Raw genomic sequence first — 23,287 nt, forward strand, 5'->3', positions numbered from 1 at the left:
TTACACCACCGTTACGAACCGGGTAAACGCGTCGATCAGCACCCCGGCGAATCCCGTTTCCTGCTCCATCTCGTTGCGGGCCGAGACCGCAATGTCGGGGTGGTCCGTAATGATGCCGTCGGTGCTGCGACGCAGGTGCTCGCGAATGCTTGGCTCTGCATTGACCGTCCAGGCGTAGAATCCGAGGCCCGCGGACTGGGCGGCCAGCTGCATGCTCTCGGTCGCCGTCCACTCCTCGACCACGATGAAGTCGGCTGGGGTCACCGGCACGTCTCCTCCTGCGAACGCCATCGTGTACCCGACGGTGAGGTCGGGGCGCAACCGCTTGAGCTCGGCCACGCTCGCCGGGTCGAGCGAGTGGTAGATGTTGCTCTCGAGCAGCCCCAGCCCCTCGAGCTCCGCGACGAGTCGTTCGACATGATCGGGGGTGTCGCCGCCACCGAGCTTGATCTCCACGAGCAGCGGCATCCCGAGCTCGGCGGCCCGGGTCACGTACTCGGTAAATGTCGGAATCGTGTCGACGTGCCCCTGTAGGTCGCGCACCTCGATCTGCGTGAGCTCCTCTAGCGTGAGGTCCTTCACCGCCACATCGCGCCCCGCGAGCCGGGTGAGTACGGCGTCGTGCATCGCCACGAACTGCCCGTCCTTGGTCTGCATGACGTCCATCTCGACGAGGTCAGCGTTCGCACGCGCGGCGGCCTCGAGCCCGCTCAGGGTGTTCTCGACGCCGCCGTCCGAGAACCCGCGGTGCGCCAGCACGAGCGACGCTGGCGAGGCAGCGAGCCGCTGGAGCGGCGCGATACTTGCGGCGCCCAGCCCGGCCGAGACGAGCGCGATGACCGTCACCACGGCGATGGCTTCCCTTCGCGACCGCCGCGGGGCACTGGCGTTGTGATCCGGATCAGGACCTGCCGCCCCACGAGCCCCGGGACGGGAGTGGGCACCGGGATCCGGCACCAGAACCACCTGCGCCGGAAGCTGCGCAGCTCCCCGATCAACGCGTGCGATCAGCACGCCTCCGATCCAGGCGGTCGCGAGGCCCGCGATGATCGCGCCGAGCACCTCGGCGACGCCGAGGGAGAACGCGGCCACCGTGACCGAAGCTCCGGGCAACACGGCATCCGTGAGGGCCGTGGGTGCCAGCGCCACGAGCAGCAGCAGGCCGCCGGTGACGCCCGCGATCAGGGTGACGGCAGCGACCGCGAGCGCGAGCGAGCTGGGAGCGCGCAGGCCCCGCGTGAGTCGCCAGCTTGCGCGCCCCGGCCGACGTCCGTTCGAGAGTACAAAGATGGGAACGGTGAGCGCGAGCCGCAGATTGAGCCACAGCAAAAGCAGCAGGAAGACCGCGAGAGCGATCGTGGTCGAGGTGCTCTTGAGCAGCTCTCCCGAGATGAACGACGGAATCGCGACACCCTGCGCCAGCACCGAGGTGAACCCGAAGCCGCTCAACGGCAGCAGTAGAAACAGGTAGGCCACGAGTGGTAGAGAGCCGGGGCGCACCAGCTGACGGGCAACGCGGCCGAGCTCGCCGAGATACTCGCGCGCCGAGAGCTCGGGCCATCGCAGCAGCACGACGATGGCCGTGAACTGCAGCGAGATCAGCCAAAAGGCCAGCGTCACCAGTACCGCCAGCAGCAGGAGCGTGACGGGCATCGAGCCGCCTCGAACTGGTTCGGACAGTGCGCTCAGGTCAAGGCCGCGCATGCCGCTCGCGCGCAGCGTCTCACGAAACAACCAGCCGAAGAAGGGAAACGCGACGAGCGAGATGAGGAGCTGCCAGACCAGGATGAGGCCGACGAGGTGCAGCCCGCCCGCCCGCACGCTGCGGAGGCCGCGGCGCAGCAGCAAGCCTGTTTCGGCAAAGACGCCGGGCTTCGATTCCACGCCGGGCTTTGCTTCCGTGCCGGGTTTCGGGCCCACAGTGTTAGCGCCGTACCTTGCGGTACGGGTGCGTCTGCACGCGTTCCGTGACCTCGCTGATGAGATCCTCGGCCGATTTGCCCTCGCGTGCCTTCGCGATGAGCCTTCGGGTGACTCCCGCGGCGGCGCGCAGGTTCATGGGACGGCCGTCGATGCCGAACAAGAGCAGCGCCCAATCGGGCAGGAGCGACAGGATGCCGTCTTGAATGTTGACGCCCGCCCACACCTTCAGCGGATTGCCGCGCAGCACGGGCGCGCGCAGATTGCGCGAGATCTCGGCGGCACCGAGCGTGAGCGCCATCCAGTCCTTGTTGTCGTCAATGTAGCGGTCGAGTTCGGCGCGGGTGCGCGGCAGGAGCGCGGGGTTATCGAGCTGTGCGATGCCCACGATGCGCGCGGCCTCGTGCTGCTCGGTGACGAAGCGATCCTGCTCAGCGACCGTCAAGATCGGCCCAAAAGCGTCGGCGGCTCGCAGCACACCGTAGACAATGCAGTTGTGCGTCCAGGCGAGCCACTCCTCGTTGTCTGCCCGCAGTTCCTCCCCGGTGCGCGGGTCGGTCCACACGCTCGCCGCGTGCAGCCGCTGTACGGCCGCGCCCGCGGCGTCGGCGTGCTCCCGGTCCCCGAAGACCGTCGTGTCGATGTAGCGCCCGGTGCGCTCACCGCGGCCCTCCATATCTGTGGCGTAGCCGCTCGTGCCCTCGAACACCCGCATCATCATCGGGTTGAGCGACTGCAACAGAATCGCTGCGACCCCGCCGAGCTTCGAGGACGGGTCAGAGAACAACCGCCAGCTCACGCTCTCGGGCCCGAAGTAGCCGGAGTCAGCAGCGCCCACAGCGCCGCCTTCAGCAGCTGCCTTGCCAGAACCGTGGGCGACGGGGCAGCCTCCGGGCATCGAAGAACTGGCGTGCTGCGTCATGACGGGCTCCATCTGAGAGAAACTACGGGTGCTGGATTCTGTCCAAGAATAGCGGGAATGTGGCGGCTGCTGTGGCGATGCGGCGAGGGATCCGGATCATGGCGCCGCGCCACTCAGGTCTCGAAGCTATTCGTGTGCCTCATAGGGGAACGCATCGGGGGCCGTCGGCACCGCAGGGCTCGCGCTGGTCGCGCGCCGCCCGACCAGCGCGAGAGCGGGGAAGAGCATTACCGTGAGAATGCCCGCCCCCACCATTGCGGCGGCCACCGTCTCGCTGATCACGTGGTGATCGATGCCGATGCCAGTCACGGCGATCACGAGCGGCAGCGTGGTCGCCGAGAATAGTGCGGCCGTGCGGCGGTCGGATGCCGAGGTGCCGCGGGGCTGCGAGAACCACACGGGCAACCCGCGCGCGATCAGCATCACGAGTAGGAAGACGGGCACGAGTGCGAGCGCCGTAGCATTCTCGAACAGTTGGGTGAGGGGGAATGTGATGCCCGTCGACACGAAGAACACCGGCACGAGGAAGCCGAAGGTGACCGAATCGAGCTTGGCCTCGACCACGCGCATCTCCTCGGGATCGCTGCCCTGCAATACGACGCGGGCGAGAATGCCCGCGGTGAACGCCCCGAGCAGAAAGTCGACGCCCAGAAGTATCGCCACGGACACGAGGCCCGCGAGCAGCAGCAACACGAATCGCACCGCGAACTGGCTGCTCGTGTGCAGCGTCAGCGTGACCATGCGGCGCAGCCACATGTTCGGGCCGCGACGCGCAAGCCAGAATGCGACGGCCGCGATCGCCAGAAATCCAATGAGCACAAGGGTGCCGGCCAGCGGCTGGCGACCGCTCAGAAACACCGAGATGGCGACGAGCGGTGCGAACTCACCAATGGCGCCCGCCCGAGAAATCGACTGACCGAGCGGCGAACGGATGAGGCCGGCATCGCGCAAGATCGGCATGATCGTGCCGAGGGCGGTGCCGGTGAGCGCGACGGCGATGATGACGCCGGCAGCTGCCGTGCCCAACTGGAGCGAGAACACGAGCCCAAAGGCGGCCCCGAATGCCACTGCCGCCGAAACGCCCCACCACCCGAGCGCGCGCTTCGCGGCGGATCCGCGCAGCGTAGCCGGATCGATCTCATTGCCCGCCATGAAAAACAGGGCCGCGAGCCCAAACTGCGACAGTGTCTCGAGCATCGGGCCATTTTCGACCCAGCCGAGCCCGGCCGGCCCGATGAGCATGCCCATCAAAATTTCAAACACCACGAGCGGCACCAGCAGCGCCTTGCGCACGGAGGCGGCGAGCAACGGTGCGACGACGGCCACGAGCGGCACGAGCAGAATGGTGAGATCGGCGTTCGACACGGAATCCTCATCTCGGGTAGGTGAACTCATCGTATCTATGCAACGGCTGTGGTTGTACCAATGAGGCTCCGGTGTCACACTGATGGCATGAAAACGAAGCTATGGGCCACAACCGCGACGCTGCTCTTGGGTATGGCTTTGGTGGGTTGCTCCGGATCGAGCGGGGACCCGGTCGGCCGTGACGTGATGGCGCCCGTGACGATGGGGGTGAATGAGCTTCAAGGCGAGCGCGTTGAGCTCGTCGTCGGGCAGGCGCTCAACATCAACACGGAGAGCCTCGCGGTCGATAGCTATACGGGGGAGGCGGCAGACGCGGCGGTTGCCGAGTTCACTCCGGGACGCATTGATTCGAGCGCCGAGTTTAACCCCGGAGTCAAGGCCTTGAAAACGGGCGAAACGACGATCGTCATGACGAACGAGCAGGGTGGCATTCAGCCGCTCGAGTTCACGGTGGTCGTCGTTCCCAAGAGCTCCTAGGGGTTTGGCCCCGCAAAGTTGGGGCTGCGCGGTCGAATGGCGGCTGACTCCGGGCTGAGTGCTGGATCATTCCCAGGGACGAGGGCTACAGTGAGAAACTGTGCTGACCGAGCTTGAAACCCTGTCTACTGCTGCGCTGTACTCCGCGATGATCGTGTACGCGATCGCATTCGTGTTCTACGCGGTTGACCTCGCGAACCGCAGCGGCGATGCCGCCCTGGCAACACAGCGTGCCGCGGCTAAGGAACGCGCTGCAATTGAGGCGGGCGGTGTTGCGACGCTCACCCGAGCAGCAACCGACGTTTCCGAGGCCCCCCGCCGCTCACGTGCGCTGCGCATCGGGTTCGCGCTCACCGTCGTCGGCTTTGCGTTCCACCTCGCTGCAACCATCATGCGCGGCATCGGCGCCGAGCGAGTGCCGTGGGCCAACATGTACGAGTTCGCGCTCACCGCGACCTGCAGTATCGTGCTCATCTTCCTGATCGTGCAGTTCTTCGTGGACGTGCGGTTCCTCGGTGCGCTGATTACCGGACTCGCGGTGCTCTTCTTGGGCGTGACGAAGGTGAACTACTACGTCGCGATCGTGCCGCTGCAGCCGGCTCTTGACTCGTACTGGCTCGTGATTCACATCCTGGTCGCCGTGCTGTCGGTCGGCGTGTTCACGATGGCCTTCGGCCTCTCGGTCCTGCAGCTGCTGCAGCACCGCCGCGAGGCACGCGAGTTCGCTGGCGAGCCGACCGGTCTGGGCTTCATGGCAACGATGCCCAACGCAGTGCGTCTCGAGGACCTCTCGTACCGCCTCGCGATCATTGGCTTCGTGTTCTGGACCTTCACACTCATTGCCGGATCGATCTGGGCCGAGGCTGCCTGGAGTCGCTACTGGGGCTGGGACACGAAGGAAGTCTGGACCTTTGTGATCTGGGTGCTGTACGCAGGCTTTATCCACGCTCGCGCGACCCGCGGCTGGCGCGGCACGCGTTCGGCATGGCTGTCGATCATTGCGTACGCGGCAGTGATCTTTAATTTTGCCATTGTGAACGTGTTCTTCAAGGGCCTGCACGCATACTCGGGGCTCTAAGCAGCTCCTCAGCGCTGCAGTGTGACTGTACTGCGGCGCGAGACTACTGCAGCACCTCGATGATTTCTACGAGCTCGATGAATCGACCTGTTCGGGTACGCTCCGTCACGCCCTCGAGTTTGGGTGCGAGCTCGGTCAGGTCGTCGGCCTCGTAGATTTTGAGGTTGAGGGGGCCGCGGCGTTCAACAGTGAGCCACTGCTGGGCATCCTCGCTGAGTGCGGGCGTCGCGTGGGTTCCGCTGTGGAGCCCCAGCGCGCTTGATACTCGAATCAGGGGTCGTATGATCGCGCTCCGGCGAATCTCTCGGAGCCCCCACTGCAGGTCTTCAGCGGCATCGCCGTGCAGCCATACGAGCAGGTCGGCGTCGTGGTGCATGCCGCTGACGTCGTACCAGCCTCGAACGGTGACGTTTTCGTTGGCGAGCATCTCGACTACGTCTTCGAGTTCTTGGATGAGCCCGGGCACATCGCGTCCGTCGACCACGAAGGGGTGGGTAGAACTTACCCGGAATGCCGCGAACAGGGTGTAGACCGGGGTAACGGGAGAACCTGTTGGGGCTGCGTGATCACCAGTGAAGTCGCTCATACCCTTATCGTGCTCCGCACGCTGCCCAATGGCAAGCATTACCTGACGCTTCCACTTGAAACACGTCACCCAATGTTGCATTCTCGCAAGAATCTAGCGCCCATGCATTGACTGGAGGGCGATCTGTGCTCAGACTTACGTAAGCGGGAAACACGTATCGCTCCATTTGAAGCGACCGCGGTTTCCCACGGAACGGACTGTCGGGCGCTTTGGGGGAGGAGCCTACGGGTGTCTCTTGGGGAGTCGAAAGATGGAGTTTGTTCAGCTACAAGCAATGGAACACGGATCAAGCGTGAGCGTGCGAGCTAAGGAACGCGCCGTCGAACACGTCACGCCGCAGCTCTTGGAACGCGTGGTCGACTCGTTGACACCCGAAGGCAGTATCGTGCTCTTGGTTGGAGCCTCGGGCTCGGGCAAAAGCCGCCTGGCGCAAGACGCGGTGGATGCCCTGTCGGTCGATCTCGAAGTGACCGCCGAACTGGTTACCATCATGGCGCCATCGAACCCGCTGTCAACGATTGCGTCGCGTTTGGGGGTGGAGGATGCGCACGGGGCGGTGGGGGTCGCCAGCTTTTCCGTGCACCCCCAGGGTGAGGTGATTGAAGACACCGAGCGCATAGCAGAGCAGCTGATGAAGCTGGTGCAGACCACGCTCCAAGACCCGGGAAGCGGCCCGTTGGTTTTGCTGGTTCAGGGTATCGATCAGTACTCACCGGGTCTCGCGATGCTTATTGACAAGATTGCCCGCAACCCGCGCGTTCGGGTGGTCGCAACGGCCCGAGGCCTCAACGCAGCCGCTGCCCACCTCGCGAGTAACTCTCGCGCCAACACAGTTTCTGTACCTCCGCTCACGATGGAAGAAAGTAGCAGATACCTGGTTCGACTCCTCGGGGTTGAGCGGATTGAATTTCACAGTCTGCGTCGGTGGTACCGAGTCACCGAGGGCAACGCCCTCTCCGTCATGCTGATGGCTCTCGGCCTTGACAGCGAGGGCCGGATCGGACGGAGCCGAGGTGTGGCGTATGAGCTACCTGGCCCTGCAATGGTGCCTCGCGAGTTCGGTGCCTACCTTCGGGACTCCTGCACCGACGAAGAACTGCGTACTCTCGAGACCATCGCGCTCGCTGAACCCCTGGGAGAAAGCGTGCTCATTCGTACGCTCGACCCGACCAGCTTGTCGGCGCTGCGCAGCAGGGGAATCCTGAAGGCGCAGCACCGGGGCGGCAGCGGGTCGCAGCTGAGCCTGAGTCACAAGTTGCTCGCGGCGGCGGTGGTCGAACAGATGTCGGAAGAGCGCCTCGAGGAAGTGAGCGGTGAACTGTTTGACCTGCTACGAGCGGGGACGACTACGGCCTCGTCGCTGCAGCAGAGCCTCCTACTGCGGCTCGTGACGCTGGGCCTGAACGCCCATCGAATTCTCCCCAACGATTGGCTCATCGACGCGTTAGCCAGCCCGCCAAACATCGCGAGTGCAGCGCTGAGGCTTCGCATCGCGCGCACACTCTTGCACTATCCGGACGTATCCACTACCCAGTTCGCGACCGCCGCGCTCTGCGCCGTCAGGCTCGCGCGCGAAAGCGGTGAAGACGCCGTGCTCGAACGCAGCTGGGAGGACGTGCGCGCCGCGTTGGCGAGGCTGCGACGTACTGCGGCGAGCACCACGATGCTCAGAATCCGGCTCGAACTCGAACTTGCGCGGCACTACGCGTTCGACATGGGAGACCTTGAAGCTGCCCTCGCCATGATGGACACTCTCGAGAGGGAGCTCAGCTCGGCACCCAGCGCCGAGCAGTCGGCGATCCAGAGCGAACGCGTGATGCTGTATGCCGCTTCGGGAGACTTGCAGGCTGCATGGCGACACTTGCCTGATCCGGATTCCGTGAGCAGCATGCCCATTGAGTGGGAACGAGCGCCAGCCCGGATCATCTCGTCCCTGCTCCTCGGTCAGCACGGAGAGTTTGCGAGTGCCCTGCGCGTTTCAGACAGAGCCGCCTCATATGCGCTCATGGGGGAGCGGCCCCAAACTGATCTCGCGAGATCCTTGCAGTTTGCAAGCTTCATTAACTTTTGGCGATGCGGTGCCACGGAAGCGGCCAGGTACTCGCTCGAGGGCATGCTCAACACCTCACAGAACGACCAGTATTTCGTGGGATACGTCGAGCTCGCCGCAAGCCTCATGAGCCTCTCCGACGGCAAGTGGGGGCTTGCCGTCCAACGGGCAGAACGCCTCGTCGATCGCCTAGCACAGCGAGATCCCTACGGGCTTGCTAGCCTGGCGCACGCTGCGCACGCGCTCGGACTCGCGGCTCTCGGCGAAAAGGAGGGCAGCCGACGAGCCATTCGCGCGGCCGAAACCCAAGGCACAGGCCTCGCCCAAGCGGTGCTCGGCTACGTGCGCGTCCTGACCCTGCGCGCCCGGCAGTGGAACATGGAGGACAACGTCGCAGTACGCGGGCTCAAGCTCGCCGCTTGGGCGAGTGCCGAGGGCCTTCCCACCGTGGAGCTGCTGGCACTGCACATTGTTGCCATGGAAGAACGGGTCGATGCTCGGGGATACCTGAGCCGGATCAGGGAAGCCGCGAGCAAGATTGAGCCGCCGATGTCTGCCGCGATACTCGCTCACTGCGAAGAACTCATCGAGGGCAAAGTGGCATGGGAAAGTCCGGGGGCCCGCCGGCTCACCGAGCTTGGGATCTGGATGCCATTGCCAGACACCGACGAGCTCTCAGCGCGTGAACGTGAAGTAGCGATGTTTGCGTCGTTGGGCTACTCAAGCCGATGGATCGCTGAGCAGTTTCACCTTTCGGTGCGAACGGTTGACACCCACCTGCGGCACGTCTTCACCAAGCTGCAGGTCAGTGGCCGAGATGAGCTCCGCCACTGGTTCCGGCGCGAACACCAGACCTGGTAGCCCACAGAAATTACGTACTGCAGCGACCTAGGCTGCGCTCAAGGGGCGGAATTCACCCGCCCCTTGAGCTTTGTGCGTCGACTCTGCGTAGGGAGTGCGTAACTTCCAAGAACCGTGAGTACCCCGTTACCTTGTTCGTAGCCCTTTCCAGCATCACACTGGAAGGGCGGCGGCCAGTCAGACCCGGCATGGTTATTGCCCCCAGTCATCCATGATCCGGGGGGTGTTGCCACCGGGTCTGACCGGTATTGAGTGATCGCTAATAGGGGCTCGGCCAGGAACTCGTTCCAGGGCCGTCCGTAACGTGGATGCCGGGACTCAATACCAGGAGCTGACCGCCGAAATCTCAACGGACGGAGCAGTCATGATCGAGAACTACGACAACGTCGACGTGTTCGTCGGCATCGACGTCGGCAAAGGCGAACACCACGCCGTCGCCCTCAACCGAGCCGGTAAAAGTCTCTACGACAAACCGCTCCCTAACGATGAAGCCAAAATGCGTGACGTCCTGCAGCACCTCAAACACCATGGCAACGTGCTCGTCGTCGTGGACCAGCCAGCCACCATCGGAGCACTCCCGATCGCGGTCGCTCAAGCCGAAGGGGTGCTCGTCGGCTACCTGCCGGGATTAGCGATGCGTCGCATCGCAGACCTCCACCCCGGCGAAGCAAAAACCGATGCCCGAGACGCCGCAATCATTGCGCAAGCCGCCAGAACTCTGCCCCACGCGCTGCGATCCATCCAGGTCGCTGACGAATCCGTTGCTGAGCTCTCGATGCTGTGCGGGTTTGATGATGACGTCCTCGGGCAGATCACTGCGACGAGTAACCGGGTACGGGGGCTCCTCACTCAGATCCATCCCGCACTCGAACGCGTGATCGGCCCACACCTGGACCATCCTGCGGTCCTTGATCTATTGCAGCGCTACCCATCGCCCGCAGTGATGCAGCAGGCCGGCCCTCAACGGTTAGCTACACGCCTCAGAAGGCTTGCTCCGCGTATGGGACATCGTCTTGCGTCCGAGATCATGGACGCGCTGGCTGCTCAAACGGTCGTGGTGGTTGGCACGAATGCCGCAGCTGTCGTCCTTCCGCGCCTCGCGGAACAACTCGCAGCGCTGCGGCGGCAACGGGCTGAGATAGCGGTCCTGGTTGAAGAGATCGTTGAGGCGCACCCTCTTTCGATCGTCCTGATGAGCATGCCGGGAGTCGGCGTTAGGACGGCCGCCAGGCTCCTCACCGAAGTGGCGGGCAAACACTTCGAGTCCGCTGGCCACTTGGCTTCCTACGCCGGTCTAGCTCCCGTGACCCGAAGATCCGGGTCATCGATCCGCGGCGAACATTCGTCTAGGCGCGGAAACCGGGTGTTGAAACGAGCCCTGTTCCTCTCGGCCTTCGCCGCGCTCAGAGATCCCGTCTCACGCGCCTATTACGACCGGAAGATCGCGCAGGGCAAACGGCACAACCAGGCTCTCATCGCCCTGGCCAGACGACGCTGTGATGTCCTCTTCGCGATGCTCCGAGACGGGTCGCTATATCAAGCTGATCATGCGCTTGCGGCTTGACAAAAGTAATAGGGGCACCCTCCTAACCTGACTTCACAGCAGGTCGGGCATCAGTCCCCGGCGTCAACGCAGACAGGGCTCTTCAGGGGGAACACATGTTGGTACAGCGAGACATTGAGGTCTCGTCGCCACCGCTAGCGGTGTCGCCGAAGTCCTCGCCGACGCTTGAGCGCCGTCGCCGCTGGGAACGTCAGTTTCGCTGGTGCCTACGCGTCAGCGACCATGCCATCATTGTCTTCGCCGTTGGGGGAGCCGCGCTGCTGCAGGCCACCATCGCCACAGTAAGTCCTCGTTCGGCGCTCGCCGCAGGCATGCTGGTGCTGCTCTGGAGCTTCTTCCTCGCAGGCATGAGGAGTCGGGAGAACCAATGCCTGGGTTCGGGAGCCGTTGAGTATCAACGGGTGGCCCATGCCACGGGCCTCGCCCTCGGTGCGGTCGCCGTGTGGGCGCTCCTTGTCGGCTGGGCGGGCGATCGAGTGCTGCTCTTTGCGGCGCTGCCGATCGGTCTCGCTGGCCTTCTCATCTCTCGCTGGGGATGGCGCCGATGGCTGCGGAGGCAGCGTAGCGACGGTGAGTACTGCTCGCGAGTGCTGGTTGTCGGGTCTCAGCGAGACGTCGCCTATGTAGTGACGTCGCTCGGGGCAGAGGACAGCGGCTTTCACATCGTGGGTGCAATCCTGATCGACACAGACAAGAAGTCTGCAGCGACGCCCCACGGGTGGCTGCCCTTTCACGACTCGATTGAGCGGGTACGAGAGGCCGCAGCGGCGCTTGAAGCAGACACAATAGTCATCGCCACGAAGCCCGAGAACGACCCGGATTTCATCCGTGAACTGAGTTGGCAGCTGGAGGGCACCGCCGCCAACCTGCTGCTGTCGAATCAGGTGACCGACGTGGTCGGCCCGCGAATCTCATTTCGCCCCGTCGACGGCCTCCCCATGGTGCAAATCAAGATCCCGTCGTACGAGGGTGGCCATTACTTCCTCAAGCGGGGGCTTGACATCACCGTGGCCACATGCGCCCTCATCGTCATTGGGTTGGCGACGCCGTTCATCGCACTGGCGATCAAGCTGGATTCGCGAGGACCAGTGTTCTTCTCGCAGCCGAGGGTGGGCAAAGATGGCGAACGATTCAGAATATTTAAGTTTCGTTCGATGACCCAAGACGCAGAGCAGCGCCTCGGGGGATTGCAGACCCGCAACGAAGGATCCGGATCGTTGTTCAAGATGCGCAATGATCCGCGGGTGACAAACGTGGGCAGGTGGCTTCGCCGGCTCTCCGTTGACGAGCTCCCGCAGTTCTGGAACGTGCTTCGCGGAGACATGAGCGTCGTCGGACCGCGCCCCCCGCTACCCACGGAGGTGACGTCCTACGACGGACAGGTCGTGCGCAGGCTCTACGTGAAGCCCGGTATCACGGGGCCGTGGCAGGTAGGTGGACGGAGCGACCTCTCGTGGGAGGAAAGCGTCCGCCTTGACCTCAGCTACGTCGAAAACTGGTCGGTAATGAACGACCTGCAGCTCATCTGGCGCACGGCACGTGTCGTCACACACGGCGCAGGAGCCTACTGACCCCACAGATTCCCGCCCCTCCGGCTCGCCTCTTCCCCCTGAAACTGCGGGTGAGCCGGAGGGTCCGGGCATGCCGTCTCCGCGCTAGCGGCGGGACCCCGCACCCAGCTGGCTCGAAGCAATACGTAGTTCGCGCCGATGCACGGACTGCCGGTTCATCGCAGAATGATTGGAAACAGCTACAGGGGTGTGAGCGGAGCGTATGAGATGTACGAGGCAAGCGTGATCGTGACGGCGGGGGAATGCGTAGAGTCACTGCGTGAAGCGATTTCTGCAGTACTGCGCAGGCCTTGGGCGCGGCACATGGAAATCGTCGCGGTAACTGAACGAGGCGTCAACGTTGAGGACGTATGGTCCCCCGATCAGAACACCTCAGGGCACCTCGTCAAGGTGGTAGCCAATCAGTTTACCCCGGGGCCCAAAGGGGCGCGGCGCACCGGGTTGCTCGCGTCGACGACATCGGTGATCGCCTTCTGCGATGACAGCGAAGCCTGGGAGCGCAGTTGGAGACAGACTGACCATGGGGCACGATACGTAGATCCCGCCGATGTGGAGCAGCTTGAGCCAGCCTTACTCTGACAACGAGGCGGCAATGGGGCCGCTTTCAACGCAGAAACAGGGACACTCACTATGCGCATTGGATATGCAGCAGGGGCATTCGATCTATTTCACATCGGTCACCTCAACCTTCTTCGTCACGCCAGCAAAGAGTGCGACTACCTGATCGCGGGGGTAGTCAGCGATGAAATGCTGCTGGAGGTGAAGGGATGCGAAACGATAATTCCGACGGGAGAGCGTGCTGAGATCGTGCGCCACATCAGCTTCGTCGATGAAGTGTACGTCGAACGTGTGCCCGACAAGCTCGAGGTCTGGAAGGACCTGCGTTTCACGCACTTCTTCAAAGGTGACGACTGGCGAGGAACCGCGAAGGGAGCCGCGCTAGAAGACCGATTCGCGGCCGTCGGGGTCAAGATCGTCTACTTTCCGTACACTGCACATACGTCAAGCACGGCGCTCAGGCGGGCGATTTCGGCCCTTGAATCACCGGCCACACGACGCGCGTAGCTGGCACGCTGCGCAAGCAGTGCATGGGCGGGTTAGCGTGTGAGAAGAGCTAGCGAACGAGACGAGCGATCGCTTGAGATGCCTCGTGGAGCTTCGCAGCGGCCTCGACGCCGCCGTCTGCCGCAGCTGAGGCGACGCAGTGACGCAGGTGGTCATCAAGGAGTGCGAGCGCGACTCGCTCGAGTGCCTTGGTGGCGGCAGATACCTGGGTCAGAATATCGATGCAGTATTCGTCGTTCTCAACCATGCGGTGCAGGCCACGGACCTGACCCTCAGCCCGTCGTAGACGCTTGAGGAGGTCGTCCTTGTGCTCGATGTAGCCGTGTGAGTCGTGCGACCCCGCGCCCGTGCCACAGGCGTCATCGGCGGATGCTGCTACTTCACTCATGATGAGAACCTTACACGCGATCCCCGAGCGCGAGCGAGGCGGGTGATGCCGCCGCCGAGAATGATAAACACCGCGATCCAAACGGCGACGTAAATGCCCCACTCCAGGCCACCGATCTGCTCGCCAATGAGCAGTGCCGCGATCATGAGCAGCGCTGGTTCGAGGTAGCTCAAAAGGCCGAAGACACTCATCGTGAGGAGTCGTGATGCCAGGATGTAGAGCACGAGAGCGCCACCTGCGCACACGGCATAGAGCGGAACCGACCATGCAAGCGTCGGGTTCGCATCAAGCGCCGAGCCCGAGGTGAGTTCGATGCTGAGCAGTACGAGCGCCAGCGGGATCATCACGATGAACTCCCACAGCATCCCGCCGAGGTGCCCGGTGCCGAGCGACCGTCGTGCCACAAAGTACATGGGATAGCCGAAGGCGACGAGCAGGGTCTCCCAGGAGATTCCGCCCACGCGTACGATCTCGAAGATGACGCCTGCGGCCGCGACCGCCGCGGCGGCCCACTGCCACCAGGCGAGCCGATCCTTGTAAAGAAACTTGCCGGCCACCACGAGCACGAGGGGCAGCAGGAAGTACCCGAGCGCGACCTGCAACCCGCGACCGTTCATCGGGGCCCAGGTAAACACCCACAGCTGCGCGCCGATCATGAGTCCGCACCCGAGGAGGCCCAGCACAACCAGGGGCTTGCGCCGCACCAGCGAAAGAACGTCCGTGACCAGGTGCCACTGCCGCGCCATCACAAGCGCAAGCATGATGATGGGAATCGTGATGAGATTGCGCACCGCCCAGATGGAGTCTGCCGGGGCAGGATGCAGCAGGGGAGTGAGGAAGTAAATGCCGCCGAAAGCGACGGATGAGCCGACTGATGCGAGCGTGCCGCGCGCATCTTGCCCGAGCGCGCGGATCATTCCTTAGAGGTCGATCGCGCCGATGATTTCGCCGTAGGGTGTCTCGCCCACCGGCACAAAACCAATGTGGAGGAAGAACTCCTCCGGCCCCTCTTCACCACGCTCCCAGAGCACGGTGAGGCGTTCAACTCCGCGTGCGCGAGCCTCTTCGATGAGCGCGTTCACTGCGAAGGTACCCACCCCCTTGCCCTGCGCATCGGCGTCAACGTTAATGCGCCACAGCGCCGCGCGAAACTCCTCCTGCATTGCATCGGGATCGAAGTTGCCGTGGATGAAGCCGACGACGTAATCGTCTTCGAGCACCACCCGCTGCCATGCGGTGTGCGCTGGGGTGACCGCAGCAGCAGCTGCATACGAGACGGGCGTGATGAACTGCTCCTGGCCGGGCTTCAGCCCCAGGGTGTTCACTGCCACGATTGTCGCAGCCGACAGTTCTTCGAGTCTCAGATCGCTCATGAACCCAGGCTAGCGTGCAAAGCGAATCCTGCAAGTGTCACGCGCTAAATCTTCTGGGCCTCGGCCGCCACGCTTGCCCGGCTGCCACGCATTGCGATCCGGATCGCACTACCGGATCGCAGCAAGCGCAGCGCCCGCTGCAGCCGCGGGGGAGTCGTCGTCGAGCCGCTGAACCCGGGCCGATAGTTGTAGCTGGGCAATGAAGGGGGAGCGGTCAGCCCACACATCGAGCTGGTGGGTGATCGCCCCAAACAGGGGGTCCCCCAGGAGCCTCAGGCCGCCACCAATCACGATGGTCCCCGGATCAAGCGTGAGCCCGAGGAGCTGGACGCAGGTGGCAGTGCCCCGCACGAGATTGTCAAACGCCTGCTGAGCATCGGCGTCACCGGCCGCAATGGCGGGAATGAGGGTCCTGCCGGGATGTTCGCCCGCACCCGCCCAGAACCGCTTGAGCGCAGATCCGCTCGCGACCGTTTCGAGGCAGCCCAACTGACCACACAGGCAGAGGCGCCCGAGTGGATCGACCGCGAAGTGGCCAATCTCACCGGCGGTGTCGTGCTCGCCGCGGAGCGGGCGCCCGTCGAGCACGAAGCCTGCGGCCAGGCCGGTGCCCAGATTGAGGTAGGCCACCGACCCGGTCAAGCCCATGAGATGTGCCGCACCAATCGCTGCCGCCGTCACGTCGTTGTCGACTGTGACCGGGACTCCAACGCGCTCCTGAAGTAACGAAGCGAGCGGCAGCGATTCGATGCCAACGTTGACCGCGTGCCGCACCAGTCCCTGGGCGCGATCGATCTGACCGGGAATCCCGATGCCGATCGAGGCGAAGTCGTGCGGGTCACGATGGGTCTGTCGTGCGAGCTCGGCAACAATGGATTCGGCGGTTTCGATGATGCCGTCTGCGCCGGGGACGGTGGCGGTGCGGGTATGGCCCGCGATGGCACCGCTATCGTCGAGCGCGATCGCTTCGACCTTGGTTCCGCCAATGTCCATGCCAATGCGCATTGTTGTACTCACTTGCACCACGCCCTTCGTGACCCGGTCGAAACGTTAGCTCAGGCGCAGGCCGGTTTGTGCGTCGAAGACGTGCAGGCGCCCCGAGGTGGGGGCGAGCGTCACGCGATCGCCGCCACTCGGGTGCACGCGGCCGTCGACGCGGGCGACAACCTGGAAGCCGAGCTCGTCGGCGCTGTGGCCGTACAGGTATCCATCTGCGCCAAGCTCCTCGACGAGATCGACGATGACCTCGAGGCCAGGTTCGCCGTTCTGCACGAGCGACAGATCCTCGGGGCGCACGCCGGCGGTGATCTGGCTCGACGTCGCCTTCGCGCGGACCCCGGGGTCGACGGGAGTGATCGTCGAACCAAACTGCACGCCCTGCTCGGTGAGCGTGGCCGGGAACAAGTTCATGGCGGGGGATCCGATGAAGCCCGCAACAAAGTCGTTTGCGGGGGTCTCGTAGAGCTCGCGCGGAGTGCCTACCTGCTGCAGCTCACCTGCCTTGAGTACCACGATCCGGTCACCCATCGTGAGTGCCTCGGTCTGGTCGTGCGTGACATACACGGTCGTCACGCCCAGGCGGCGCTGCAGCGACGCGATCTGCGTGCGCGTCTGCACGCGCAGTTTGGCGTCGAGGTTCGACAGCGGCTCGTCCATAAGGAAGGCCTGGGGTGAGCGCACGATTGCACGACCCATTGCGACGCGCTGGCGCTGGCCGCCCGAGAGAGCCTTCGGCTTGCGATCGAGGTACTCCTCAAGATCGAGCATCTGCGCGGCCTCGCGCACGCGCTTGGCGCGCTCATCCTTGTTGACGCCAGCGATCTTGAGGGCGAAGCCCATGTTTTCACCGACGGTCATGTGCGGGTACAGGGCGTAGTTCTGAAACACCATCGCGATATCGCGATCCTTGGGGGGCATGTGGGTGACGTCGCGGTCACCGATCATGATGCTGCCAGACGTGACCTCTTCGAGGCCCGCGAGCATGCGCAGCGTGGTCGACTTGCCGCAGCCCGAGGGGCCGACCAGCACGAGAAACTCGCCGTCCCCAATCTCGAGGTTGAGCTTGTCAACCGAGGGGCGCTCAGCGCCCGGGTAGACGCACGAAATTTCGTCAAACGAAACAGTAGCCATGTTTCTTTTCCTCCACCGGCAGGTACGTGCCGGACGATCCGTTGTAGAAGTCGATGACGACAAAGTCACCGGTGTCCGTCGTTGGACTCGCTCAGCGTAACACCCTGGTCAAGCGAGCGAAAGAGCACCGTTGCGCCCGCGCCCGCGGTGTCGCCTGGCGCGGGGGACGCAGGTGAAGCGTTTAGGATGGGCTTGTTTAGATGCAAGATTGCGGTCTTGACGGGCACCCGCCCGTTGAATGCGCAGGCGGAGGAGGCCAGGTGGAGATCGTCATCGTTCCCGATGGGGCAGCAGTGGCTGCTCACGCGGCTGCGGCAATGGCCAACGTGATTCGCGGCACGGAGCGCACAGTCATCGGAGTCGCGACAGGATCCTCGCCGCTTGGCACCTACGAAGCGCTCGCTGAGATGGTTCGCGCGGGTGAGCTCGACATGACCGATGTGAGCGCGTTCGCGCTCGACGAGTACGTCGGCCTCGACCCCGAGCACCCCGAGAGCTACCACAGCGTGATCGGCAAGACCGTGGCCGACCAGTTGGGCATGGACCCCGCTCGCGTGCACGTGCCGAACGGCTTTGCCAATAATTTCAGCGACGCCTGCGATGACTACGAGCGCGCAATCGAGGCCGCCGGTGGCATCGACATCCAACTGCTCGGCATCGGCGCGAACGGGCACATTGGGTTCAACGAGCCGGCATCTTCGTTCGCCTCGCGCACCCGCCTCAAGACCCTGGCGCCCCAGACGCGGGCCGACAACGCGCGCTTCTTCAACTCGATTGACGAAGTACCGATGTACAGCGTGACGCAGGGCCTCGGCACAATTCTGGACGCACGCCGGCTGCTGCTGGTCGCCCAGGGCGAGGCGAAGGCCGATGCCGTGGCCGCAATGATCGAAGGTCCCGTCGCGAGCCTGTGCCCCGCGAGCGCGCTGCAGCTGCACCGCTTCGCGACCGTGATCATCGACGAGGCCGCCGCCTCGAAGCTCAAGCTGCGCGACTACTACGACCACGTGCAGCACCACCGCGCGCTGGCTCCGGCCTAGGCCGCACCGGGCGCGCGCCGAGCGCGCTTGACGGCGCAAGATCCGGGGCACGCGCGTGATCCGGATCGCGATTCTGCGCGCCAAATTATCTCGATGCCGAGATACTCGGTCATTCTCGGCTAGAATGATCGACGGCCCCCATTCGGGCCTCATTGCGGGCGCGGCCAAGCCGCCGCGGCTCGCCCCTCGCGCCCGGCCGGTTATACGGCCGTGCGCCTCCGAGCTCACACCACACGACACTGGGAGATACTTTGGCGAAGATTAAGGTTGAAGGCACGGTCGTCGAACTCGACGGCGACGAGATGACTCGTATCATCTGGCAGTTCATTAAGGATCGCCTGATCCACCCGTACCTCGACTTGACGCTCGAGTACTACGACCTGGGTATCGAGCACCGCGACGCGACCGATGACCAGGTGACGATTGACGCGGCTCACGCGATCAAGAAGCACGGCGTTGGCGTCAAGTGCGCAACGATCACGCCCGACGAGGCGCGCGTTGAAGAATTCGGCCTCAAGAAGATGTGGCGCAGCCCCAACGGCACGATCCGCAACATTCTGGGCGGCGTGATCTTCCGCGAGCCCATCATCATCTCGAACATCCCGCGCCTGGTGCCCGGCTGGAACAAGCCGATCATCATTGGCCGCCACGCGTTCGGTGACCAGTACCGCGCTACTGACTTCCGCTTCGAGGGTGAAGGCACCCTGACCGTGGAGTTCACGCCCAAGGACGGTGGCGAACCCCAGAAGTTTGAGGTCTTCCAGTCGCCCGGTGACGGCATCGCGCAGGTGCAGTACAACCTCGATGCGTCGATCGTGGACTTTGCACGTGCATCGCTGAACTACGGCCTGTCACGCAACTTCCCCGTCTACCTCTCGACGAAGAACACGATCCTGAAGGCCTACGACGGTCGCTTCAAGGACATCTTCCAGGAGATCTACGACACAGAGTTCAAGGAGCAGTTCGAAGCTGCGGGCCTGACCTACGAGCACCGCCTCATCGACGACATGGTCGCTTCGGCCATGAAGTGGGAGGGCGGCTACGTCTGGGCATGCAAGAACTACGACGGCGACGTGCAGTCCGACACCGTTGCGCAGGGCTTCGGCTCGCTCGGTCTGATGACCTCGGTTCTAGCTACACCCGACGGGAAGACCGTTGAGGCAGAGGCCGCACACGGCACCGTGACGCGCCACTACCGCCAGCACCAGCAGGGCAAGCCCACCTCGACGAACCCGATTGCGTCGATCTTTGCCTGGACGCGCGGCCTCGCGCACCGCGGCAAGCTCGATAACAACCAGGAGCTCATCGACTTCTCACACACGCTCGAGGATGTCGTTATCAAGACTGTTGAGTCGGGCAAGATGACGAAGGATCTCGCGCTGCTGGTCGGCCCCGAACAGGGCTACCAGACGACCGAGGAGTTCCTCGCGTCGATCGACGAGAACCTGGCTGCACGCCTGGCCTAAGGCAAAACGCGTCAGCGATTTGCGGCCGGGCGTGGTCGCGCCACTGCGCGAGCTGGCGAGTTGCAGGGACACAAAGGGGGCTAGCACTTCGGTGCTGGCCCCCTTTGTTGTGTGCTGGGGGTCCCGCACCCATCTCCAATCACGCGAGCAGCATCAATCTCGCGTAAGAGATTACTTTTCGTGAAACATTGATGCTTGACGCCGGTTTGGTGCTTCAAGCGGGGCGCTTTCTACGCGATGCGGCGAAATCGCGGGCCACTGTAGCTGTCACGCTCGACATGTTCGTTGAACATTGCGAGTGGGCGCACCCAGAAGCTGTAGTCATCGTAGAGCTTGCGATAGAACACGAGGGGTTCCTCAGTTTCGGAGTGCCTGCCCGTACCGACGACCTCGTACCGTGCGCCCTTGAAGTGCTCGTAGATTCCCGGTTCAACCTCGTTCATGCACCGAAGCCTATCGGCTCGTGGATTGGGTGAAGGGGTAGCGCTTTTAGGCCTTCGTGCGGGTGGTGGACTGGCGAATGTCGAGTGTTGCGTGGGACACCTCGAGTGGGGCGGGGAGCGGGCGTCCCTCTGCCAGCCGCACGGCGATCTCGACAGCGCGGGCCGCAATATCTTCGGGGTGGAGGTCCAGGGTGGTTACTGAAGGGCTCGAGAGCCGATTCTGGATTGCACCCGAGCCCGCCGCGAGGACGAGGTCTTCGGGTACTCTGACGCCGTGCTCGGCGGCGGCAGCGTTGAGGCCCGCCGCGTGGCGGCCGGTGAGACACAGAATCCCGTCTGGCGGGATTGGCCCGTCGCCGGTTCCGTCGCCGAAGAACTGTGCGAACGCGGCCGCACCCGCCTGCTCGCCCTCCACCTCGGGAAACGATGCGATGTTGGGGGTTTGCCCGCGCTGCGCGCACCAATCCAGATAGGCGCGCTCCGACTCGCGATTCCAGGAGTTTGTATCGGTGCCAGTGAGAAGCGCAACCCGTTGCGCGCCCGCACTTTCAAGGTGGTCCAAGATGAACGTGGCTTCCTCCCAGTCGCGCGTCGCAAGCTCCACGAACTGGTTCGGTCGTGCTGGGTCGGAGCCGATCGACACAAATGGAATGTTGCGGTCGGCGAGCATCGTGAGCACGGGGTCGTTTGCGAACGGCTCGGAGACGATGTAAGCGTCAGCGGCGGTGGCACTGAGTGGTGCGTCGGGGCGGGTAGGGTCATCGACAAGCATCATGCTGTAGCCGTGTTCCATGGCCGCGAGCGAAGCGGCGCCCGCGAGCCTGAGAAAGTAGTCGACGCCAACTGGCAGGAAAGTGTCGAGACTGTGCAGCGGTCGGATCACGAGCGCGAGCAATCCAAGTCGAGAACTCTGAAGCCCTTGCGCAATAGGGCTTGCGCGGTAGCCAATCTCTGCGGCGACCTGTTCGATGCGCGCAATGGTCTCCTGGCGCACCACGCCCTTGCCGTTGAGGGCATGTGAAACGGTCGTTGGAGACACTCCGGCCGCCTTTGCGACGTCCTTGATTGTGGGCCTTCCGCTTCGTTGCACTTCCCCAGGATACCCGCCCGGGGAGTGTGCGGCGGGCCCCGACGCAGCGGAGAACCTCGAGCTCGTTATGCAAACGTGATAAACAAAACGTTTTTCACAAAACGTTTTGGGTGCTAGCATCCAGTGTGGGTCCTCGGTCGGCTGTGCGCTGGCTCAGGGAGATTCAAAGATGAAACTTCGAATGGAGAACAACGTGAAACTTGCACCGACAAGGGCCGCAATCGCCCTTCTCGCGATCTCAGGGCTGGCGCTCGCCGGCTGTGCTTCGGGTAGCCGGGGCGGCGACACTGCAGCGAAAGATGACGCCAACGCTTCCGCCGGGCTACTGCAGACCACGCCTGCCGCTACGGGCCTGGCCGAGAAGGTTACCTGGAACTCGACCTACGGTGAGCTGGCAAGCCTTGACCCGGTCAAGGCGTTCAACTACCCCGAGAACACCATCGTGGCGAACCTGTGCGAGTCGCTGTTCCAGATGCAGCCCGATTTCTCGGTACAGCCCAACCTGGCCACCGGCGCAGACACCACCGACGGCACCGACTGGAAGCTGGGCATTCGCGACGACGTGACGTTCTGGGACGGCAGCCCCATGACCGTTGAAGACGTGATGTTTTCGCTCAACCGTCACATTGACCCCGCTGAGGGAAGCTACTGGGGTGGTGGCGTCGTCGCCAACATCAAGAGCATTGAAAAGACGGGCGACTCAGAGGTTACGATCTCGCTGAACACCCCCGACTACACCTTCCCGTCCTCGCTCAGCACCATTATCGGTGTGGTCGCGCAGGAGGAGCAGCGTGAAGCTGCCGGCGAAAACTACGGCAACCCCGACACCGGCGTCATGTGCACCGGTCCACTGCAGTTCACGCCGGGTAACTGGAAGCAGGGGCAGTCGATCACGCTCGACCGCTTCGACGGCTACTGGAACGAAGACAGGCAGGCCAAGTCGAAGCAGGTTGAGATCGGCTTTGTCGTCGACCCGACGGCCATCGCAAACGGTCTGTCGACCGGCGAGATTCAGGGTAGCTACGACGTGCCACTGCCCGCTCTCGGACAGCTGGGCTCGAGCTCGACTGGCACGCTCTTCGCGGGCCAGGGCATGCAGGACATGGCGATCATCTCGACGGGTGAAGGCCTGTTTGGTGACCCGGCAGTGCGTCGCGCGCTCACCCGCGCCACCGACCGCCAGGCCATCGCCGACACCGTCTACGAAGGCACCGGCACCGTTTCGCGCTCGGTTGTACCGCAGTCAGCATGGGATGCCATCGACGGCGTCGCCGAGCTGCGCGACGAAAAGCTCCCCGACCTGAGCTTCGACATCGAGGCCGCGAAGCAGGAGCTCGAGGCAGCTGACGTTGACCTGTCGAAGCCCATCAAGATCGCGTACCCGAGCGAGCGCAGCTTCTACGCCGACATCCTCAACGAGATGGCTAACGGGGCCAAGGAACTCGGCATTACTCTCGAACCGACCGGTGTGCCCAGCGCACAGTTCGGTGCATTCTTCTCGGACCCCGAGGCACGCAAGGGCTTCGACGGCTTCGTGACGACGAACTACCTCAGCGCACCCGACCCGTTGCTGCACCTGATCAGCGTTGCCAAGACCGGCAGCGACCAGAACTACGCGAACTTCTCTGACCCCAAGGTCGACGCAGCACTCGACGCCGCGATCGGCGAGAGCGACGCGCAGAAGCGCGCCGAGCTCACGGTAGAGGCAGAAGCGCTCATCATGGCAGCTCAGCCCTGGGTTCCGGTCAACGACCTCGCCGTGCGCATGTACATGGACAACGCGATCACGGGTGCACCCGCCTCGTTCGTCTACCTGTACTACCCGTGGGCCGCTGATCTCGGCGCTGCCGAGTAACCCGCGCACCCGGCACCAACTGTGATTCCCGCAGGAAGGGATC

The 23,287-nt window shown here is 63.8% G+C and carries 20 protein-coding genes; 9 read left to right on the forward strand and 11 right to left on the reverse strand.

The window, feature by feature from the left end; all coding sequences use genetic code 11:
* The 3 genes from C795_RS0106915 to C795_RS0106925 all read right to left on the reverse strand — a co-directional run bounded on the left by C795_RS0106915 (window position 1) and on the right by C795_RS0106925 (window position 4,237).
* Window positions 1-1,884 carry a glycerophosphoryl diester phosphodiesterase membrane domain-containing protein gene (locus tag C795_RS0106915; protein WP_157486997.1) on the reverse strand — a complete coding sequence of 628 codons (1,884 nt, stop codon included), beginning with the start codon at window positions 1,882-1,884 and terminating at the stop codon, window positions 1-3.
* 40 nt (window positions 1,885-1,924) lie between these two features.
* Window positions 1,925-2,842, reverse strand: a complete 918-nt coding sequence (locus C795_RS0106920; protein WP_017793028.1) for an oxygenase MpaB family protein — start codon at window positions 2,840-2,842, stop codon at window positions 1,925-1,927.
* 126 nt (window positions 2,843-2,968) lie between these two features.
* Window positions 2,969-4,237, reverse strand: coding sequence for a cation:proton antiporter (locus C795_RS0106925; RefSeq protein WP_157486998.1), 1,269 nt, complete (start codon window positions 4,235-4,237; stop codon window positions 2,969-2,971).
* A gap of 57 nt (window positions 4,238-4,294) precedes the next feature.
* Between C795_RS0106925 and C795_RS0106930 the strand changes: the two genes are divergently transcribed.
* Window positions 4,295-4,684 (forward strand): hypothetical protein, encoded by a 390-nt coding sequence (locus C795_RS0106930; protein ID WP_017793030.1) that lies wholly within the window; start codon window positions 4,295-4,297, stop codon window positions 4,682-4,684.
* 148 nt (window positions 4,685-4,832) lie between these two features.
* Window positions 4,833-5,762: a c-type cytochrome biogenesis protein CcsB gene (gene ccsB / locus C795_RS0106935; protein WP_051053772.1), complete on the forward strand. Its 930-nt coding sequence runs from the start codon at window positions 4,833-4,835 to the stop codon at window positions 5,760-5,762.
* A 43-nt stretch (window positions 5,763-5,805) separates the two neighbouring features.
* Here the strand turns inward: ccsB and C795_RS16570 are convergent, their stop codons facing one another.
* Complete coding sequence (locus C795_RS16570) at window positions 5,806-6,348, reverse strand: chlorite dismutase family protein (RefSeq protein ID WP_083879156.1); 543 nt, start codon at window positions 6,346-6,348, stop codon at window positions 5,806-5,808.
* A 274-nt stretch (window positions 6,349-6,622) separates the two neighbouring features.
* On the opposite strand from C795_RS16570, the gene C795_RS16575 reads away from it, so the two are divergent.
* From C795_RS16575 to C795_RS0106965, 4 genes are all read left to right on the forward strand, one after another.
* A complete protein-coding gene (locus tag C795_RS16575) occupies window positions 6,623-9,259 on the forward strand; it encodes a LuxR C-terminal-related transcriptional regulator (protein ID WP_017793033.1) in 2,637 nt (878 codons plus the stop codon).
* 364 nt (window positions 9,260-9,623) lie between these two features.
* On the forward strand, window positions 9,624-10,823 hold the full coding sequence (locus C795_RS0106950) for an IS110 family RNA-guided transposase (protein WP_026139509.1): 1,200 nt from the start codon (window positions 9,624-9,626) through the stop codon (window positions 10,821-10,823).
* A 95-nt stretch (window positions 10,824-10,918) separates the two neighbouring features.
* Window positions 10,919-12,394, forward strand: coding sequence for a sugar transferase (locus C795_RS0106955; RefSeq protein ID WP_051053768.1), 1,476 nt, complete (start codon window positions 10,919-10,921; stop codon window positions 12,392-12,394).
* 630 nt (window positions 12,395-13,024) lie between these two features.
* On the forward strand, window positions 13,025-13,459 hold the full coding sequence (locus tag C795_RS0106965) for an adenylyltransferase/cytidyltransferase family protein (protein ID WP_017793037.1): 435 nt from the start codon (window positions 13,025-13,027) through the stop codon (window positions 13,457-13,459).
* A 49-nt stretch (window positions 13,460-13,508) separates the two neighbouring features.
* Here the strand turns inward: C795_RS0106965 and C795_RS0106970 are convergent, their stop codons facing one another.
* From C795_RS0106970 to C795_RS0106990, 5 genes are all read right to left on the reverse strand, one after another.
* A complete protein-coding gene (locus C795_RS0106970) occupies window positions 13,509-13,847 on the reverse strand; it encodes a metal-sensitive transcriptional regulator (RefSeq protein ID WP_017793038.1) in 339 nt (112 codons plus the stop codon).
* Complete coding sequence (gene rarD, locus C795_RS0106975; protein ID WP_017793039.1) at window positions 13,844-14,764, reverse strand: EamA family transporter RarD; 921 nt, start codon at window positions 14,762-14,764, stop codon at window positions 13,844-13,846. Before rarD ends, C795_RS0106970 begins: the two co-directional genes overlap by 4 nt.
* A 3-nt stretch (window positions 14,765-14,767) precedes the next feature.
* Window positions 14,768-15,220, reverse strand: coding sequence for a GNAT family N-acetyltransferase (locus C795_RS0106980; RefSeq protein ID WP_017793040.1), 453 nt, complete (start codon window positions 15,218-15,220; stop codon window positions 14,768-14,770).
* Window positions 15,221-15,328: 108 nt separating this feature from the next.
* Window positions 15,329-16,237, reverse strand: coding sequence for an ROK family protein (locus tag C795_RS0106985; RefSeq protein WP_232225452.1), 909 nt, complete (start codon window positions 16,235-16,237; stop codon window positions 15,329-15,331).
* A 33-nt stretch (window positions 16,238-16,270) separates the two neighbouring features.
* Window positions 16,271-17,350 carry an ABC transporter ATP-binding protein gene (locus C795_RS0106990; RefSeq protein ID WP_017793042.1) on the reverse strand — a complete coding sequence of 360 codons (1,080 nt, stop codon included), beginning with the start codon at window positions 17,348-17,350 and terminating at the stop codon, window positions 16,271-16,273.
* A 260-nt stretch (window positions 17,351-17,610) separates the two neighbouring features.
* Here C795_RS0106990 and nagB point away from each other — a divergent pair, with 260 nt between their 5' ends.
* Entirely contained in the window at window positions 17,611-18,390 is a 780-nt protein-coding gene (nagB, locus tag C795_RS0106995) for a glucosamine-6-phosphate deaminase (protein WP_017793043.1), read from the forward strand.
* Between the two features lie 251 nt (window positions 18,391-18,641).
* On the forward strand, window positions 18,642-19,856 hold the full coding sequence (locus C795_RS0107000; protein ID WP_017793044.1) for an NADP-dependent isocitrate dehydrogenase: 1,215 nt from the start codon (window positions 18,642-18,644) through the stop codon (window positions 19,854-19,856).
* 230 nt (window positions 19,857-20,086) lie between these two features.
* Here C795_RS0107000 and C795_RS0107005 read toward each other — a convergent pair whose 3' ends face one another.
* Both C795_RS0107005 and C795_RS0107010 read right to left on the reverse strand, forming a co-directional pair.
* Window positions 20,087-20,299: a DUF1653 domain-containing protein gene (locus tag C795_RS0107005; RefSeq protein ID WP_017793045.1), complete on the reverse strand. Its 213-nt coding sequence runs from the start codon at window positions 20,297-20,299 to the stop codon at window positions 20,087-20,089.
* A 46-nt stretch (window positions 20,300-20,345) separates the two neighbouring features.
* Window positions 20,346-21,389 carry a LacI family DNA-binding transcriptional regulator gene (locus C795_RS0107010; RefSeq protein ID WP_033349219.1) on the reverse strand — a complete coding sequence of 348 codons (1,044 nt, stop codon included), beginning with the start codon at window positions 21,387-21,389 and terminating at the stop codon, window positions 20,346-20,348.
* Window positions 21,390-21,582: 193 nt separating this feature from the next.
* Here C795_RS0107010 and C795_RS0107015 point away from each other — a divergent pair, with 193 nt between their 5' ends.
* Complete coding sequence (locus C795_RS0107015; protein ID WP_232225453.1) at window positions 21,583-23,244, forward strand: ABC transporter substrate-binding protein; 1,662 nt, start codon at window positions 21,583-21,585, stop codon at window positions 23,242-23,244.
* Window positions 23,245-23,287: the final 43 nt, after the last annotated feature.

This window comes from Leucobacter salsicius M1-8, assembly GCF_000350525.1.
GTDB lineage: Bacteria > Actinomycetota > Actinomycetes > Actinomycetales > Microbacteriaceae > Leucobacter > Leucobacter salsicius.

Excerpts from the sequence above, each read along its gene's own strand:
- rarD (WP_017793039.1), bottom strand. The coding sequence starts at position 14,764 with ATGATCCGCGCGCTCGGGCAAGATGCGCGCGGCACGCTCGCATCAGTC.
- C795_RS0106955 (WP_051053768.1), top strand. The coding sequence starts at position 10,919 with ATGTTGGTACAGCGAGACATTGAGGTCTCGTCGCCACCGCTAGCGGTG.
- C795_RS0107005 (WP_017793045.1), bottom strand. The coding sequence starts at position 20,299 with ATGAACGAGGTTGAACCGGGAATCTACGAGCACTTCAAGGGCGCACGG.
- C795_RS0106930 (WP_017793030.1), top strand. The coding sequence starts at position 4,295 with ATGAAAACGAAGCTATGGGCCACAACCGCGACGCTGCTCTTGGGTATG.
- C795_RS16570 (WP_083879156.1), bottom strand. The coding sequence starts at position 6,348 with ATGAGCGACTTCACTGGTGATCACGCAGCCCCAACAGGTTCTCCCGTT.
- C795_RS0106920 (WP_017793028.1), bottom strand. The coding sequence starts at position 2,842 with ATGACGCAGCACGCCAGTTCTTCGATGCCCGGAGGCTGCCCCGTCGCC.
- C795_RS0106965 (WP_017793037.1), top strand. The coding sequence starts at position 13,025 with ATGCGCATTGGATATGCAGCAGGGGCATTCGATCTATTTCACATCGGT.
- C795_RS0106925 (WP_157486998.1), bottom strand. The coding sequence starts at position 4,237 with ATGAGTTCACCTACCCGAGATGAGGATTCCGTGTCGAACGCCGATCTC.
- C795_RS16575 (WP_017793033.1), top strand. The coding sequence starts at position 6,623 with ATGGAACACGGATCAAGCGTGAGCGTGCGAGCTAAGGAACGCGCCGTC.
- C795_RS0106950 (WP_026139509.1), top strand. The coding sequence starts at position 9,624 with ATGATCGAGAACTACGACAACGTCGACGTGTTCGTCGGCATCGACGTC.
- C795_RS0106970 (WP_017793038.1), bottom strand. The coding sequence starts at position 13,847 with ATGAGTGAAGTAGCAGCATCCGCCGATGACGCCTGTGGCACGGGCGCG.
- C795_RS0106990 (WP_017793042.1), bottom strand. The coding sequence starts at position 17,350 with ATGGCTACTGTTTCGTTTGACGAAATTTCGTGCGTCTACCCGGGCGCT.
- ccsB (WP_051053772.1), top strand. The coding sequence starts at position 4,833 with ATGATCGTGTACGCGATCGCATTCGTGTTCTACGCGGTTGACCTCGCG.
- C795_RS0106980 (WP_017793040.1), bottom strand. The coding sequence starts at position 15,220 with ATGAGCGATCTGAGACTCGAAGAACTGTCGGCTGCGACAATCGTGGCA.